Below are 16,581 nucleotides of genomic sequence, written 5' to 3'. Positions count from 1 at the left end.
GGCTACAGCATCTTGAGCAGCCCGTAGGCGGCCAGGATATCCGTCGTCTCCGAGCCCTCACCAAAACCCTCGAGAACCCGTAGAAGCAACCGTTTTGCTTCGTCGCGCCGGTCGCGTTCGGCAATGAGCCCAGCCAGGTCGATCGCGGCCCGCAGCTCCCAGGCTTTTGCTCCGTTGCGACGGCTCAGATCCAGCGATTGCATGAGATGGGCTTCTGCCTGCGCCGCATCGGGCTCCGGCAACGAAAGCAGGACTCTGGCCTTCATCCGCAGCAGCTCGGGCATGTAGAGATGATCGCCGCCTCGTTCGACGAGGTGGATCGCCTCGTCGATCAGCTCGGCGCTCTGCTCAATCTGCCCGAGCGCCAACAGGCCCTGGACCAGCGCGATGTCGAAGCTCGTGGTGAGCAGCTCGTAGCCGGCCTCGTGCAGCTCGCGCAGGCAGGTCCTGATCGTCTCGACGCCGCCGGCGGCATCGCCGCGCCGGATCGCCAGCTCGCCTTTGACGCCGCGGCCGACCGCGAGATAGGGCCCCATCGAGCGCGAATTGGCATGCGCGATGAAGCGGTCGATGTTCGCCTCCGCGCCGTCGAGATCTCCGCTCCAGAGCGCGGTCGAGACCGCCCAGATCAACGCGATGCACAGCGTGATCGGATGATCCATCTCGGCGGCCTCGGTGACCGTCTGCTGCGCCAGTTGCAGCGCATCCGCGGGCCGGCCCTGCAGCCAGAGCTCGCGGGCCAGTGTGATGCCGGCCCGGTTGCGGTGATCGAAGCCGTATACGGTGCTGATTCGCTCCGTGCCCGGTCCCTGCCAGGCGACCTCCAGCATCTTCAGCGCCTCGCGATGCCGGCCCGCCAGATGCAGCGAGACGCCGAGCAGGGAATGGGCGAGGGCGATCGAGGCGGGATCGCCCAGCGACCTTGCGACCGCGAGGCTCTGCTGCGCGTAGCCGAGCGCGGCGTCGAACTCCCCCATCCGCTCGTGAAAGATATGCATGCGGCCGAGCAGTTGGAGCTGGTTGATCTCGTCGCCGCGCGCTTGCGCAATTGCAAGGCTCTGGCTCAAGGCGTCGCGCGCCGCTTCGCTGCCGCCGCGGGTGAACATCAGGGTCAGCCCTAGCGCGGCCTGGATGTGCATTTCCTCGGCGCTGCCGCGCGAGGAAGGGGGTATGGCCAGCAGCGCCCGCTCCGACCAGCGCCGGCATTCGATCAGCAGGGACATCGCCAGGAAGATCGGCGCGGCCGCTGCGGCGAGCGCGAAGCCGATGCCGAGATCCCCCTCGGCGCCGAAGCACCAGTCGAGCGCGGCGCGCACATTATGAAGCGCGGAGAAGTGGATCGCCCGTTCGTCCGCGCTCGGCACCGTGGCCCATGACAGGCCGGCCTGCTCCAGCCATCGCCGGTAGTAAGCCGCGTGGCGGGCGGCGAGCGCCGCGTCGTCCGGTTCGATCTCGCGCAGATAGGCGCGCGTCGTGTCCAGCAGGCGGTAGCGCATCATTGCGCCGATCGGGCGCGGCGCGACCATCGATTTGGCAACGAGACTGTCGACGGCGTCGAACAGATGCGCGTGATCGATGCGCGCGTCCGGCACGACCTCGAGTGCGGCGTCGAGGGTGAAATGGCCGGCGAAGACCGCAAGCCTGCGCAGCACGATTCGTTCGTGATCCGAGAGCAGTCCGTAGCTCCAGTCGAGCGTGGCCTGCAATGTCTTCTGCCGGGGCGGCGCGGTGCGCTGGCCCTGCCAGAGCAAGTTGAGACGCTCGTCGAGCAGTGCGGCGGTTTGCGCCAGGCCGTAGGCTTCGACCCGGCCGGCGGCGAGCTCGATCGCCAGCGCCATGCCGTCGAGCTTGCGGCAGATGCGCGCGATGACCGTGGCGTTGGCGTCGTCGAGCGCGATCTGCGCGCCGCCGGCCGTGGCACGTTCGAGGAACAATTGCAGGGCCGGATAGGTCTGGGCCGCGGCGGCCGTCAGAGCGGAGCCGTCGGGCGGAACGGCCAGCGGGGCCAGGCGATAGACCTGCTCGCCCTCGACACGCAGCGCTTCGCGGCTGGTGGCGAGGATATGGACGTGCGGCGCTGCGTGGAAGATCTCCGCCGCCAGCGGCGCTGCGGCCGCGATCACGTGCTCGCAATTGTCCAGGATCAGCAGCATCCGCTTGTCGCGCAGATGCGCCAGCAGCGCGGGCAGAGGATCGTCGGTTTCGGCCGGCAGACCGAGCATCAGCAGGATCGAGGTGATCACGAGATCGGGATCGCTGAGCGCGGCGAGATCAACGAAATGCGCGGCGTCGGCGAATGTTTCGAGCAGATCGTGGGCGATGGCGACGGCGACCGCGGTCTTGCCGACGCCGCCGGGGCCGGCAATCGTGACAAAGCGCGAGGTGACGAGCTTGTCGGAGACGGTGGCGATCGTGTCGTCACGCCCGACCATGCGCTGCAGGCGGTTGGGCAATTTCACGGGCGGCAATTCCGCTCGCGGCGCGGCAGGCTGCACCGGTGCAACATCCGCTCGCGCGATCGGCGCCACGAAGCAATAGCCGCGGCCGGAGAGCGTCGCGATGTAGCGGGCGCCATCCTTGCCATCGCCGAGCGCCTTGCGAAGCGCCGCGACATGAAAGCGCAGACTGGCCTCCTCGACCGTGAGGCCGGGCCACACCAGCGCCATCAGGTCCCATTTGCTGACGACTTCGTTCGGCCGCGCCATCAACGCCATCAGCGTGTCGAACGCCTTCGCGCCGAGCGGCAACGCCGCGCCGTCGCGCGTCACGAGCCTTTCACGTGGTGTCACGGAGAATGGCCCAAACGACAATGTTCCTGTCGTGATGCCGGCCGGATCAGTCATGGTGCGATCTTGGTTCCTTCGACATGCCCCGATAGCCAGATGATCGGGATCGAGCAAGCCCGCCGCTGCATCGGCATCAGACCGCGAATGCGGGTCTTGTGAGGCACGCAACGCCAAGCCTCACAACTTCTCACAAGTCCAAACGGGTGCGCTGGCGCAGCCGCTGCTAGTCAGTGCCGTGACGACGAGGAGATATCTTCATGACGCAGGCAGCAAAGACACTCTATACGGCGAGGACCCACACCAGCGGGGGGCGAGGCGACGGCATCTCGCGCAGCTCCGACGGCCGTCTGGACGTCAAGCTGTCGCCGCCGGGCGGCGCGGGCAGCGGCACCAATCCCGAGCAATTGTTCGCCGCCGGCTGGTCGGCCTGTTTCGAAGGCGCGATGGAGATCGCGGCGCGCAAGCGCAAGATCGAGCTTCCCAGGAAATGCGCCGTCGATGCCGAGATCGATCTCGTGCTCGACGACGGCGCCTATTCGCTGCGGGCGCGCCTCAATGTCAGCCTGCCGGGCCTCGATGGCGAAACCGCGCGCGGCATCATCGATGATGCGCACCAGACTTGTCCCTATTCGAAGGCCGTTCGCGGCAACATCGACGTCACGGTCGCGCTGATCTGACGCGCCATTATCAACATCGAGAGGTAGCAAAATCATGACGCAGATGATCGACCAGCACCGTCGCACGTTCTTCGGCCTCGCCGCCGGAACAGTCGCCGTCGGCCTCGGCGTGATCGACCTCGCGCGCGCCGAAACCGACGCGCCGCGGTCGTCCGGATCGACCGCTTCCTTCGGCCCGATCAAGCAGATCGATGCCGGCGTTCTCAATGTCGGCTATGCCGAGGCGGGGCCGTCGAACGGTCCCGTGGCGATCCTGCTGCACGGCTGGCCCTACGACATCCACGCCTTCGTTGACGTCGCGCCGATCCTGGCCAAGGCCGGCTATCGCGTGATCATCCCTCATTTGCGCGGCTACGGCACGACGCAATTCCTCTCCGGCGAGACGCCGCGCAACGGCGAGCCCGCCGCGATGGCCGCCGACATCGTCGCGCTGATGGACAAGCTCGACATCAAGAAGGCGGTTATCGCCGGCTTCGACTGGGGCGCGCGCACCGCCGACATCATCGCCGCGCTCTGGCCGGAGCGCTGCCGCGCGCTGGTGTCGGTCAGCGGCTATCTGATCTCGAGCCAGGCCGCGGGCAACATGCCGCTGCCGCCGCAGGCCGAGCTGCAATGGTGGTACCAGTTCTACTTCGCGACCGAGCGCGGCCGCGCGGGCTACGAGAAGTACACGCACGATTTCGCCAAGCTGATCTGGAAGCTCGCCTCACCGCAGTGGAAGTTTGACGACGCCACCTTCGCCCGGAGTGCGGCGGCACTCGACAACAAGGATCATGTTGCGATCACGATCCACAATTACCGCTGGCGGCTCGGGCTCGCCCAGGGCGAGGCGAAGTACGAGCCTCTCGAAAAGAAGCTGGCGGCGACGCCCGTCATCGAGGTGCCGACCATCACGATGGAAGGCGATGCCAATGGCGCGCCTCACCCCGACCCCGGCGCCTACGCCAAGAAATTTTCAGGCCGCTACGAGTTTCGCTTGATCACCGGCGGCATCGGCCACAATTTGCCGCAGGAGGCGCCGCAAGCCTTTGCCAAGGCCGTTATCGACGCCGACGGCGCCTGATCCTCCGTCCGATGCCTCGGTCCGGCAAGGCTGGACCGGGGATGTGCCGATCCCAACCCGAAGACATGACATGACGCTCAACGAACCCGAGACGAAGAAGCGTTCTTATGCCACGGCAATCACGCTGGTCGCGCTTGTTCTCGTCCTTATGCTGACTTGCGTGCCCTATCTGGTCTCGATCGCGCTTGCCGAAGGACCCGCGCAGGTCAACACCGCCGACGCCTCGCCGATCTTTGGCGTCACGATTCCCCACGGCTACAAGCAGTGGGAGCTGATCGCGCCGGCGGAAGAGGCCGCGCCGCTCGACGAGCTTCGCGCCGTCGTAGGCAACCAGACCGCCATCGATGCATATCAGGCGGGCAAGCTGCCGTTCCCGGACGGTACCATCCTGGTCAAGCGCGCCTGGAAGCGAAAGCAGTCGCCCGAGTTTGCGTCCGCGACGATTCCCGGCGCCGCCACCACCGTGCAGGTGATGGTCAAGGATTCCAGGAAATACACCGCGACCGGCGGCTGGGGCTTCGGCCGCTTCGTCAACGGCAAGCCGGTCGACGAGGCCCAGCACCGGACCTGCTGGGGCTGCCACGAAGCCCGTGCCAAGAGCCGGGATTACGTCTTCACGCGGCTTGCGCCGTGAAGCGGGCCCTTGGCCGAGGGCAAAGCGGACTCATTCGGCGCTCAGGGCTTTGCCGGTTTTGACCCGGGAAGCTGACCGGGCGAGCGTGAACCATTTGAATGGGGTCCCCGACCAAGGGTCGGAAGCGCGTTTTCTCCAAAACGCGCTGGTGGATTACGACACAGCTTCCCAACTTGATCCCCGGGATCCCGACGCCCCGGAAGCGATCGGGCGAGCGAAGAAAGCCTTGAGCCCAAAATGATGAGCAATTGAGTGATGCAGAGGCGTTCAATCTCCAATGTGAGACCATTCGGGGGTGATGCTCGCAAGACGCTCCTCTTGCTGCTTCTCCTTCTCGCGATTCCCGCGGACCACTGCTCCGCGCAGACACCTCTGCAAGTCGACGAACATGCGCTTGAGCGCGTGCCGCCGACGGTCAAGAAGAGATTGGCGACCCGTTTTTCGCTGGGCGCATTCACCGGCCGCTTCGAGGAGACGCCGCTCGGCGCGGTCCGCGAAACCGTGGGCGGAGGGACCATCCAACATCGAGGCGACGCTGGAGATAGCGTCTATTGGCTGTGCTACAGGCGCGCGCAGCATCGACTGTGGGTCATGTCCAGCGGAGAGATGGGCGGCCCGGACCACCGCGTCACGGAGATCGTCGAAGAGCTCACCGAGAACGACACTGAGACCCCGGCCGATTGCGGCATCATCCCTGAGAAGTTTGCGCCCCTCGTCATCGACGGCAAACTGCATTTGGGCATGTCGCGTGCGGAGGTCGTCACGGCGCTGGGACCGCCGTCGACATCGGAAACGGCTCAGATGGTGTATTCCCACGCCGGAAAGCTCGCAGGCGGGTTTGATGAAACCGCCTGGCTCATTCTCCGCTTTCGTGAGGAAAGGCTCGTGTCCATGCGCGGCGGCAAGACCACGACGAATTGAAGTGGCGGCTGGTCTGGGGCACCCCAAGGGCTCGGGTTACCCGTCGGGCGAAACAGCAACGGCTGGGTCAATCGGTCCATCACAAAAGATTCTGCTTTACAGAAATTCGGATTTGTCGTATGTGTCGCCCCATCCTGATCCGGCGAAAAGGGGCGGTCGTACGTCGTCACGAGCCGCGGATCGGGTTGCGGTGGACGTATTGGCGCCGTCGCGGATGCGCGATGCAGGGCGGGGTGATGGATTGAGCCGATCCCCGTGAGTTCTCGCAAGCCGCGTTGTACGAACGGCGCCGTTGCGTACGGCAAAACCGTGTCGTCCTGGCCGTCGTTGCCACGGTCAAGTCTTGCGGATGCGGCGTGGCGCCAACCGGCGCGATGCCGGCGACTTCCGTGAGGCGAGGGAGGCCAGAAGGAAAGTTCGGCTCCCGGGAGAGCACGGTATAAGCCGTCCGACCATCGCGCAGGGAAGGCCGTGTGTTCGGCGTCACCTGTATGCTACTGTGCGGTTCTTCCTGCGTGTGCATTTTCGCGCAGCGGACCGCGGGTGCCGGCCGGCACCCGGCCTTCCCTGCGCCCTTTACTCGAAAAGGGCGTGATGAAGACAGCAAAGCTCGGGCGAAACGCGCCGCGAGAAGGCGAAGGCGTGTCTGTCGAAACACGATGCCGATTTGAGGGCGACAAATCCCACCTTGCTCCGTCATTGCGAGGAGCGAAGCGACGAAGCAATCCAGACTGTCTCCGTGGAGGGATTCTGGATTGCTTCGCTGCGCTCGCAATGACGTGGTGAGAGCGGTGCGCCTCACTACCCTCTCGTTCCCCGGACGCAGCGCAGCGTCCCTTCGACGGTGCGCTGCAGAGCCGGGGCCCATCTCTCCACTTGCGCCGTGTCGCTCTGGGTCCCGGCTCTGCGCGGCAACGCTGGCGCGTTCCGGCTTGTCTGGGACATGGAGTGGCGACGTGGCGGCGCTCACAACTGCGCGCCTACTCCGCCGCCACCATCTGCTGCGTGCGCCACTGGCCGAGCAAAGCGCGGAGCGAGGCCGGCTTGACCGGCTTGTTGAGCACCGCGACCTTCTCGTCGCGTGCGGCGACCTGCACGGCAGGGCTGCGGTCTGCGGTGATCAGGATCGCGGGGATGCCGTCGCCGAAACGGCGGCGGATCTCGCGGATCGCGGCGATGCCGTTGCCGCGGTCGAGGTGATAGTCGACCAGAAGGCCGGTGACGCGGCGGCCGGCCGTCTCGATGGCGGCGATCGCGCCCTCGGGATCTCCGACCGCGATCACCTCGGCGTCCCACGCCTTCAGCAGCGTGCGCATGCCGTCGAGGATCGCCGCGTCGTTCTCGATGCAGACGATCAGCGCGCCGGAGATCGGCGTGCGCGCCAGCGGCGTCGCGCTGGTCACGGCGGCGGTGTGGGTGATCGCCTTCGCCGTCGGCACGGTCACCGAGAACACCGAGCCGCCGCTCCTGTTGCCGTCGATGGCGATGCCGTGCTTGAGCACCCGCGCCAGCCGTTCGACGATCGACAGGCCGAGGCCGAGGCCGCGCGCGATCCGCGCGCCCTGCTCCAGGCGGTGGAATTCCTTGAATATCTCGCCGCGCTTGACCGGCGGGATGCCGACGCCGGTGTCGTAGACGCAAATCTTGAGCGACGGGCCCTGGCGGCGACAGCCAACCAGCACGCGGCCGCGCGGGGTGTATTTGATCGCGTTCGAGATCAAATTCTGCAGCAGGCGCCGCAGCAGCAGCCGGTCCGATTCGACCGGCAGCGAGCAGGGCACGAAGGTGAGCTCCAGGTTCTTGGCGCGCGCGATCGGTGCGAACTCGATCTCCAGCGAGCGCATCAGGTCGGCCATCTTGAAGCTCGAGATCGAGGTCGCCATCGCACCGGCGTCGAGCCTGGAGATGTCGAGCAGCGCGCCGAGGATCTCCTCGATCGCCTGGAGCGATTCGTCGATGTTCTCGACCAGGCGCGTCTCCTCGCCGCCGTGCTGGCGTTCGACCAGGCTCGTGACATAGAGCCGCGCCGCGTTCAGCGGCTGCAGAATGTCGTGGCTTGCGGCGGCGAGGAATCGCGTCTTCGAGATGCTGGCGTCCTCCGCCGCGCTCTTGGCCAGCGCCAGCTCGGAGTTCAGCCGCGTCAGCTCCTCGGTGCGGTCGCGCACGCGCTTTTCCAGCGTCGCGTTGGCGCGCTCCAGCGCTTCGGCGGCCTCGAAGGTCGGCGTGACGTCGGTGAAGGTGATGACGAAGCCGCCGCCGGGCATGCGGTTGGTGAGCACCTCGATCACCATGTGGCGTTCCGGCAAGCGCTCGAGATAGGGCTCGCTGTCGGTGGTGTAGGCGATCAGCCGCCGTTCGATCATCGCCTCGCGGTCGGCCTGATGCTCGGGATCGCTCACGCCCATGAATTCCAGGATCTCGCGCAGCGGCGTGCCGAACTGGACGATGTGCGGGGGCACCATGAGCAGATCGCCGAACTGCCGGTTGGAGCAGATCAACTGCAAATCGGCGTCGAACACGGCGATGCCCTGGCGCACATGGTTGAGCGCGGTCTGCAGGATCTCGCGGTTGAAATGCAGGGCCGCGTGCGAATCATCGAGCAGCTTCAGCGCGGCCTTTGCCGAGACCGTCCGCTTGCGCAGCAGCAGCGACATCACGAGGCGCGAGGAGGCCGCTCCGATCGAGGAGGCGATCAAGTGCTCGGCGTGCTGCAGCAGCTCGAAATCGGCGGGCGCCCCAGCCTCCAGCCGCACGTTGCGCCGCGCCGAGAAGGCCTCGAAGGAATGCCGCGCGCGGTCGGGGCCAAGATATTGCGCGACCGTGGTCTGGATGTCCTGCACGGTGACGGTGGTGCGCCAACGGCGCAAGCTCGGTGAGATCGGCGCGAGCGTGTTGGGCACGAACAAATCGGCTTGCAGCAGCTCGATCGACGAGGGCCGCCGCGCCAGCGACAGCAGCACATAGGTCAGGATGTTGAGCGACAGCGACCAGATGACGCCGTGCATCAGCGGCGGCAGGTCGGCGCCAAACAGCGCCTGCGGCCGCAGCGCCTCGATGCCGAACGGGCCGTGCTGAAGCAGCAGAATGCCGGCGGTGGAGGAGTCCATGAAGCTCGGCATGAACAGCGTGTAGAGCCACACCGCAAATCCGACCAGCATGCCGCCGATGGCGCCGCGCGCGGTGGCGCGCCGCCACAACAGACCGCCGAAGAAGCTCGGGGCCAGCTGGGCGATGGCGGCAAAGGACAATAGGCCGATCGCCGCGAGCTGGGTATTGCCGAGCGCGCGGTAGTAGAAATAGGCCATCACCATGATGGCGAAGATGGCAAGCCGCCGCGAGCGCAGCAGGAAGTCGCTGAAATCGGCGCCGCCGGCTCGCCCCTCCGGCCGCCGCTGTAGCACCAGCGGCACCACGAGGTCGTTCGAGACCATGATGGAGAGTGCGACGCATTCGACGATCACCATCGCGGTCGCCGCCGACAGGCCGCCGACGAACACGGCGACGCTGAGCAGATCCGCGCCGCCCTCCATCGGCAGGGCCAGCACGTACATGTCGGGGTCGGCCGCGCCGAACGGGAAGCTGACGAGGCCGGCGAGGGCGATCGGGATCACGAACAGATTGATGGCGACGAGGTAGAGCGGGAACAGCCAGCGTGCGCGCCCGACCTCGGCATCGCTGGAATTCTCGACCACGCTGACATGGAACTGGCGCGGCAGCAGCATGATCGCGCACAGCGACAGCAGCGTCATGGTCAGGAAGTTGCCGATCGACGGCGAATAATTGATGGCGCGCACCGCCTCCGGCGTCTTCATCGCGCGCTCGATCAATTCGTGCGGCGAGAACATGACGAAGGTGACAAAGATGCCGGCGGTGAGGAAGGCGACCAGCTTGATGATGGACTCGGTCGCGACCGCCAGCATCAGGCCGTGCTGGTGCTCGGTGGCGTCGGTCTGGCGTGTGCCGAACAGCACGGCGAAGGCCGCCATCGCCAGCGTCACCATCAGCGCGACGTCGCCGACGATCGGGATGTGGGAGAAGGCCTGGTCCTCGCTGAGGATGGTCTCCAGCGAGGACGCCACCGCCTTGAGCTGGAGCGCGATGTAGGGCACCGAGCCAATGATCGCGATTCCGGCGACGGTGGCCGCCACCGCCTGGCTCTTGCCGTAGCGGGCGCCGATGAAGTCGGCGATCGAGGTGATGTTGTGGGCCTTCGCCAGCTGGATCACGCGGCGCAGGACGCCGGCCCCGAGCCCGATCATCAGGATCGGGCCGACATAGATGGCGAGGAAGTCGGTCGAGGTGCGGGTGGCGAAGCCGACCGAGCCGAAGAAGGTCCAGGAGGTGCAGTAGATCGCCAGCGACAGCGGATAGATCAGCCCGGAGGCACGGCCGCGCCCGGCCGGCGAGCGACGGTCACCATGGCTCGCCACCAGAAACAGAAAGCCGATATAGCCGAAGGCGGCGGCGATCACGCCCCAATCGTGCATCATGGGAAACGCACTTCTCGAAAGGGCGCCGGCGGCGCCCAAGCTCATTTTCCCTGTAAATCTAGCGCGTTGGGCTGGGCGAGGCGACAGCGAAATGCCGTGCCGGGGTCGGAACTGGGGTTGTCGTTAAGCCGTGGGGCGAGCTGCCCGCTCTCCCTCGCCCCGCTTGCGGGGAGAGGGTGGGGTGAGGGGGGCTCTCCGCGGGGACGGTGACAATTGGACTCGCGGAGACTCCCCCTCACCCGGATCGCATCTGGCGATGCGATCCGGCCTCTCCCCGCAGGCGGGGCGAGGCAAGAGAAAAGCCTACTCCGCCGCCAGCGACTTCTCGCGGAGCGGCAAGCCGAGACGGTCCCACACTTGCAGCAGGGCCTCGGCGAGCTGATCGATCAGGCCGTCGTCGTGATAGGGCGAGGGCGTGATGCGCAGCCGCTCGGTGCCCTTGGGAACGGTCGGATAGTTGATCGGCTGGATGTAGATGCCGTGCTCTTCGAGCAGGATGTCGGTCGCCTGCTTGCACTTCTCGGGATCGCCGACGAACAGCGGCACGATGTGGGTGTCGGTCGACATCACGGGCAAGCCGGCGGCGTTGAGGATCGCCTTGACGCGGGCGGCGCGGTCCTGGTGGCGCTCGCGCTCCCAGCTCGAGGTCTTCAGATGCTTGATCGCGGCGGTCGCCGCCGAGCAGATCGCCGGCGGCAACGCGGTGGTGAAGATGAAGCCCGGCGCATAGGAACGCACGGCGTCGATGATCTGGCCGTTGGCCGCGATATAGCCGCCGAGGCAGCCGAACGCCTTGGCCAGGGTGCCTTCGAGCACGTCGATGCGGTGCATGACGCCCTCACGCTCGGCGATGCCGCCGCCGCGCGGGCCGTACATGCCGACCGCGTGGACCTCGTCGACATAGGTCATCGCGTTGTATTTTTCGGCGAGGTCGCAGATCTTGGCGAGCGGGGCGACGTCGCCGTCCATGGAATAGAGGCTCTCGCAGGCGATCAGCTTCGGACGATTCGGGTCCGCCGCCTTCAGCAGCTCCTCGAGATGCGCCAGATCGTTGTGGCGGAACACGACCCGCTCGCAGCCCGACTGGCGGATGCCTTCGATCATCGAATTGTGGTTGAGCTCGTCCGATAGAATGAGGCAGTTCGGAATGAGCTTGGCGATGGTCGGGATGCCGGTCTGGTTCGAGACATAGCCCGAGGTGAACAGCAGCGCGGCTTCCTTGCCGTGGAGATCGGCGAGCTCGGCCTCGAGTTGGACCAGCGGATGATGCGTGCCGGCGATATTGCGGGTGCCGCCAGCACCGGTGCCGACGCGCGTCGCGGTCTCGACCATGGCGCCGACCACTTTCGGGTGCTGGCCCATGCCGAGATAGTCGTTGGAGCACCAGATCACGACGTCGCGCTTGCCCTTGGGCGAGTGCCAGACCGCGTGCGGAAACCGGCCGGCGGTGCGCTCAAGGTCGGCGAACACGCGGTAGCGCCGCTCGGCGTGGAGACGATCGAGGGCGGAATCGAAGAACTGGTTGTAATCCATCGGCAAAACCTGCAACGGAACCCGGCCACGGCGGCCGCTCATTTTTAGAGCTTTTCCAGCTCCAATGTCTATGCGCCAGCACACATTTGTGGCGAGGCGAGCGGGTATATTGATAGCGCTCTCTCGCGGGCGATAGTTGATGTGGATCAAACGCCTAACACTTGCCCGCCGGGGCGGACCGAGGCTCCCGGGAGGCCCGGGGACCGCAGCTGCCGCCTTGGACATTTTGTCCATGGGGCGCGCTCCGTCCATGATGGCTGAGCCGGCGCGGCCGATGTCGTAGCCTTCGGCTCGGCGAGGCGCGGATCGGCGCCCGGCAAGCTCATGCGAAAGGACGCCCGATGAAACGAGTCATGATCCTCAACGGTCCCAACCTCAACATGCTCGGCATCCGCGAGCCGCACATCTACGGCACGACGACGCTCGCGGAAGTCAATGCAGGCTGTGAGGAGGTGGCGGCAAAGCTCGGCCTCAAGCTCGCCTTTCATCAGTCCAACCATGAGGGCGTGCTGGTCGACCTGATCCAGTCGGCGCGGCAGGATGCCGACGCGATCGTCATCAACCCGGCCGGCCTGTCGTTTACTTCGGTCTCGATCATGGACGCGATCAAGACGTTCGAAGGTCCGGTGCTGGAGGTGCACATCTCCAACATCCACGCCCGCGACGAATATCACCGCCACTCCAAGATCTCGTTCGTGGCGACCGGCGTGATCTGCGGGCTCGGCCCGTTCGGCTACATCGCAGCGCTGCACGCGATCGCGAACATGAAGTGAGCTGCTGGCCGCAAACGCGTCATGCCCGGGCTTGTCCCGGGCATCCACGAATTGATGGTTGCTTGAAAGAACGTGGATGGCCGGGACATAGGCGAGCGAAAGCGACGCCGTCCTTCGGACGGCTATGCCCGGCCATGACGGCATCGACTACGTCGTCTTGAACTGCAGCACGCCGTCTTTCGTCTCGGCCGTCAGGCGGCCCTCGACGATCATGTAGTTGACGTGGGCGACGAGCTCGCCGGCGGCGAAGCCCATCTGGTGCTCGTCGAGCACATGCTTGTTGAACACGACAGGCACCAGCTCGCGCGAGGTCTGCGGCACCTCGCGGCAGGCTTCCGCGATCAGGCGGCAGCGCTCTTCATGGTGGTCGGCGAGCTGCTTGATGCGGGTCTTCAGCCCGTAGAAAGGCACGCCGTGGCCGGGCAGCACCAGCACGTCATAGGGCAGGGTGGTGGTGAGGCTGGCAAGCGAGGCCAGATATTCGCCGAGCGAGTTCTGGTCCGGCTCGACCGCCCAGACGCTGACATTGGGCGAGATCTTGCTCAGCACCTGGTCGGCGGAGAGGAACAGCTTGTCGTCGGCGCAGTACAGCATCACCTGGTCGAGCGCGTGGCCGCCGCCGGTGATCACCTTGAAGCGGCGCGTGCCGATCACGACGTCCTCGCCGTGGGAGATGCGGCGGTAGGAGGGCGGCAGCACCGAGACGCGCTTGAGATAATCCTGGCCGCGGCCAAGCAGCTTCTCGGTGAGCGACTCGTCCATGCCGTGGCGGCGGAAGAACAGCCGCTGCGCTTCCTGCCGCTCCGCGGTGCCGCGGTTCTGGTGATAGACCGATTGCAGATATTCGACCTGCGACATCACCAGCGGGCAGTCGAACCGCTCGACCACCCAGCCCGCGAGCCCGACATGGTCGGGGTGGGAGTGGGTGACGATCAGGCGCGTGATGGTGATGCCCTTCAGCGGACCGTCGAACAGCTTGGTCCAGGCCTCGATGGTCTCCTCGTTGCCGAAGCCGGTGTCCACCATCGCATAGCCGTCGCCGTCGGCGAGCAGGTAGATGTTCACGTGGTTGAGGCGGAACGGCAGCTTCAGCCGCGCCCACAGCACGCCGGGCCTGACCTCGACGATCTCGTCCTGGCCCGGATGCTGTTCCCAGGGATAGCGCAGCGCCTCGGCAGAGGACTGCACGGTGTCGGTTTTCGCGTTCATGCTACCGGCTTAAACCCGCCGCGGGCGGCGCGCCAGCCGAAAAAGGGCGGGCCGTGGTCTCCGCATGGCGGTCATACCGCGGGGTGTTTTTCCGTGACGTGAGACGCTCGCGCCCCGAACTCGGTCACCTCTCCCGCTTGCGGGGGAGGTCGGCGCAAAGCGCCGGGTGGGGGCTGTCTCCGCGTAAAGATACTCTCCGCGTACCCCAGACACTCCCAACGCGGAGGCACCCCCACCCCGGCCCTCCCCCGCAAGCGGGAGAGGGAGAAGAGGTACCGCGTGACGGCCCTCAGGCCGCCCGCATGTTGTTGAGGAACGCGTCGATCTCTCCGCGCAGCATGTCGGCCTCGCGCCGCAGCGCGTCGGAGGCGCCCAGCACTTCGTTCGCCGCGGCGCCGGCTTCGGCGGAGGCGGTGGAGACGCCGACGATGTTGCTGGAGACCTCACTGGTGCCGCCGGCCGCGTGCTGGATGTTGCGCGCGATCTCGCGGGTGGCCGCGCCCTGCTCCTCGACCGCCGCGGCGATCGTCGTGGTCACGTTGTCGATCTCGCCGATGATCCGGCCGATGCCCTGGATGGCGCCGACCGCCGACGTGGTGATGTTCTGCATGCTGGCGATCTGGGCGCGGATTTCCTCGGTCGCCTTGGCGGTCTGGCTCGCGAGGCTTTTCACCTCGGAGGCGACGACCGCGAAGCCGCGGCCGGCCTCGCCCGCACGCGCCGCCTCGATGGTGGCGTTGAGTGCGAGCAGATTGGTCTGCGAGGCGATGGTCTGGATCAGGTCGACCACGACGCTGATGCGGCTCGCGCTGTCGGCGAGGCCCTGCACCGTGGCGTCGGTCGAGCCGGCCTCATCGACCGCCTTCTTGGCGATCGCGGCCGAGGTCACGACCTGCTTGCTGATCTCCTCGATCGAGGAAGACAGCTGCTCGGTGCCCGACGACACGGTCTGCACGTTGACCGAGGTCTCTTCGGCGGCGGACGCCACCGCGTTCACCAGCGCGTTGGACTGGTCGGCGGTGGTCGACATGCTCTGCGCGGTCGACTGCATCGAGTTGGCCGACTGCGCCAGATTGTCGAGCGCGCCGCGCACCGTGTTCTCGAACTCGGCGATCTTCGCTTCCATGCGCGCGGCCCGCTCGGCCTTGGCGACACGGTCCTTCTCCTGCTCGCCGGCGAGCGCCCGTGCTTCGATCATGCTGTCGCGGAACACGGTCAGCGTTTCCTTCATCACGCCGATCTCGTCGTTTTGCCGGGAGCGGACGATCTCGGTGTCGAGGTCGCCGGCCGACAGCAACTGCATGGCGCGCTGAAGCTCACGGATGCGGCGCAGGATGTTGCGGCCGACATAGAGCCAGACGAACAGCGCCGAGCCGACCAGCATCAGGGAGCCGAGCGCCAGCATCGCGGTCGTGGCCAGCGAGGTCTCCTGCTGTGCCTGGGTGGTCGAGGCGTTGGTTTCCTTCTGCACACCGTCGACGAGCTGCTGCACGCTGATGCCGAGGCCGACATTGAGCTTGCGGGTCTCGTCGAGGATGGTCTGGCCGTAATCGATGGAGTCGAGCTCTTTTTCACGCAGATTGAACACGCCGGTCTTGCCGGTGCCGAGCGCGAGCAGCTTCTCCGCCGTCTCGCGCAGCATCTTGTTGCCCTGGTTGTCGGGCAGCAGATCGAGGTTGGAGCGCAGGCGGCCCTGTGCCGTCTTGAATTCCTTCTGGATGTCGTCGAGCTTGTCGCTCGTGCTCGCCGACAGCGCGGCGCTCATGTCGGCGGCCGCGAGATTGCCGCTGGCGACGACGTTGCCGAGCTGGCCGACGGTCTGCGCGGCGTCGGACGCATCCGCGGCGGACAGATCGGCCGAGCCGAGAATGGCGTTGACGCGGGTCTGCGCGTCGAGCATCGCCGGGCTGGCCGCGCCGACGAAGGCGCCTTGCGCGTTACGCAGCGCGTCATATTGCTTCTCGTGAAGGGCGGCGATGTCCAGCCGCTCGCGGGCGGCCTTGGTGAGGCTCTGCGCCGCCTCGTTGATGCTCTTCATGGTTTCGCCGAGGCCGGAGACCACCGACTTGTCGCCGCCGAGTTGGATGATTTCGGTGAGCTTCTGCTGGGTCTGTTCCTGCAGCTCCCTCAGCTTCTTGGTGCGCTCGTTGAGGGCATCCTCGCTTTGCGCCGCGAGCAGGGCCGGACCCTGCGCCGCAAGGCTCGCGCTCAGTGCCGACAATTGCAGGCTGGCGGCGAGGCGCGGAATGTCCCGCCCGCTCAGATCGGTCATGCGTCCGCCGAGATTCTGCAGGGCGAGGCCCGCGCCGGCCGCGATCACGAGGCCCATGCCCGCGATGACCGTGAAGGCGGCGAACAGGCTGCCGCGCACGCCCCATGTCGGCAGTTTGAAGCGAGGCACGAAACGGCCCAAGCGGCCAAGCCCCAGACGGATCGCCATCGAAAATTCCCCCAGCTCTTGCTTATCTTTGTGGCCGGCAGTATCGGCACCGCCG

10 protein-coding genes are annotated in these 16,581 nt (G+C 66.4%); 5 read left to right on the top strand and 5 right to left on the bottom strand.

The features are described 5' to 3' along the window. Window positions 1-2: 2 nt before the first annotated feature. Window positions 3-2,843, bottom strand: coding sequence for an ATP-binding protein (locus QRQ56_RS29615; protein ID WP_438744760.1), 2,841 nt, complete (start codon window positions 2,841-2,843; stop codon window positions 3-5). Between the two features lie 200 nt (window positions 2,844-3,043). Between QRQ56_RS29615 and QRQ56_RS29610 the strand changes: the two genes are divergently transcribed. The 4 genes from QRQ56_RS29610 (at window position 3,044) to QRQ56_RS29595 (ending at window position 6,081) form a co-directional block, all read left to right on the top strand. Continuing rightward, the gene (locus QRQ56_RS29610; protein ID WP_438744759.1) at window positions 3,044-3,463 is read left to right on the top strand and encodes an organic hydroperoxide resistance protein; all 420 of its coding nucleotides are present in this window, start codon (window positions 3,044-3,046) and stop codon (window positions 3,461-3,463) included. Window positions 3,464-3,497: 34 nt separating this feature from the next. After that, on the top strand, window positions 3,498-4,526 hold the full coding sequence (locus tag QRQ56_RS29605) for an alpha/beta fold hydrolase (protein WP_438744757.1): 1,029 nt from the start codon (window positions 3,498-3,500) through the stop codon (window positions 4,524-4,526). 70 nt (window positions 4,527-4,596) lie between these two features. Next, window positions 4,597-5,160 carry a cytochrome P460 family protein gene (locus QRQ56_RS29600; protein WP_438744756.1) on the top strand — a complete coding sequence of 188 codons (564 nt, stop codon included), beginning with the start codon at window positions 4,597-4,599 and terminating at the stop codon, window positions 5,158-5,160. 318 nt (window positions 5,161-5,478) lie between these two features. Further along, window positions 5,479-6,081, top strand: a complete 603-nt coding sequence (locus QRQ56_RS29595) for a hypothetical protein (protein WP_438744754.1) — start codon at window positions 5,479-5,481, stop codon at window positions 6,079-6,081. Window positions 6,082-7,061: 980 nt separating this feature from the next. On the opposite strand, the gene QRQ56_RS29590 is transcribed toward QRQ56_RS29595, so the two are convergent. Both QRQ56_RS29590 and hemA read right to left on the bottom strand, forming a co-directional pair. Next, complete coding sequence (locus QRQ56_RS29590; RefSeq protein ID WP_438744753.1) at window positions 7,062-10,571, bottom strand: PAS domain-containing hybrid sensor histidine kinase/response regulator; 3,510 nt, start codon at window positions 10,569-10,571, stop codon at window positions 7,062-7,064. Window positions 10,572-10,874: 303 nt separating this feature from the next. Next, on the bottom strand, window positions 10,875-12,104 hold the full coding sequence (hemA, locus tag QRQ56_RS29585; protein ID WP_438744983.1) for a 5-aminolevulinate synthase: 1,230 nt from the start codon (window positions 12,102-12,104) through the stop codon (window positions 10,875-10,877). 341 nt (window positions 12,105-12,445) lie between these two features. Here hemA and aroQ point away from each other — a divergent pair, with 341 nt between their 5' ends. Continuing rightward, window positions 12,446-12,877, top strand: a complete 432-nt coding sequence (gene aroQ / locus QRQ56_RS29580; protein ID WP_438744752.1) for a type II 3-dehydroquinate dehydratase — start codon at window positions 12,446-12,448, stop codon at window positions 12,875-12,877. Between the two features lie 147 nt (window positions 12,878-13,024). Here aroQ and QRQ56_RS29575 read toward each other — a convergent pair whose 3' ends face one another. Beyond that, entirely contained in the window at window positions 13,025-14,086 is a 1,062-nt protein-coding gene (locus tag QRQ56_RS29575) for an MBL fold metallo-hydrolase (protein ID WP_438744750.1), read from the bottom strand. A 289-nt stretch (window positions 14,087-14,375) separates the two neighbouring features. Then, complete coding sequence (locus QRQ56_RS29570; RefSeq protein WP_438744749.1) at window positions 14,376-16,526, bottom strand: methyl-accepting chemotaxis protein; 2,151 nt, start codon at window positions 16,524-16,526, stop codon at window positions 14,376-14,378. Window positions 16,527-16,581: the final 55 nt, after the last annotated feature.

The sequence above is a fragment of the Bradyrhizobium sp. U531 genome (assembly GCF_051710265.1).
In the GTDB taxonomy this organism is placed as follows: Bacteria; Pseudomonadota; Alphaproteobacteria; order Rhizobiales; family Xanthobacteraceae; genus Bradyrhizobium.
Note: the sequence above shows the minus strand (reverse complement) of the source record. Positions and strands in the feature narration are given on the sequence as shown.

Coding starts and splice junctions, on each gene's coding strand:
- QRQ56_RS29610 (WP_438744759.1), top strand. CDS start 3,044: ATGACGCAGGCAGCAAAGACACTCTATACGGCGAGGACCCACACCAGC.
- QRQ56_RS29575 (WP_438744750.1), bottom strand. CDS start 14,086: ATGAACGCGAAAACCGACACCGTGCAGTCCTCTGCCGAGGCGCTGCGC.
- aroQ (WP_438744752.1), top strand. CDS start 12,446: ATGAAACGAGTCATGATCCTCAACGGTCCCAACCTCAACATGCTCGGC.
- QRQ56_RS29590 (WP_438744753.1), bottom strand. CDS start 10,571: ATGATGCACGATTGGGGCGTGATCGCCGCCGCCTTCGGCTATATCGGC.
- QRQ56_RS29605 (WP_438744757.1), top strand. CDS start 3,498: ATGACGCAGATGATCGACCAGCACCGTCGCACGTTCTTCGGCCTCGCC.
- QRQ56_RS29570 (WP_438744749.1), bottom strand. CDS start 16,526: ATGGCGATCCGTCTGGGGCTTGGCCGCTTGGGCCGTTTCGTGCCTCGC.
- QRQ56_RS29615 (WP_438744760.1), bottom strand. CDS start 2,843: ATGACTGATCCGGCCGGCATCACGACAGGAACATTGTCGTTTGGGCCA.
- hemA (WP_438744983.1), bottom strand. CDS start 12,104: ATGGATTACAACCAGTTCTTCGATTCCGCCCTCGATCGTCTCCACGCC.
- QRQ56_RS29600 (WP_438744756.1), top strand. CDS start 4,597: ATGACGCTCAACGAACCCGAGACGAAGAAGCGTTCTTATGCCACGGCA.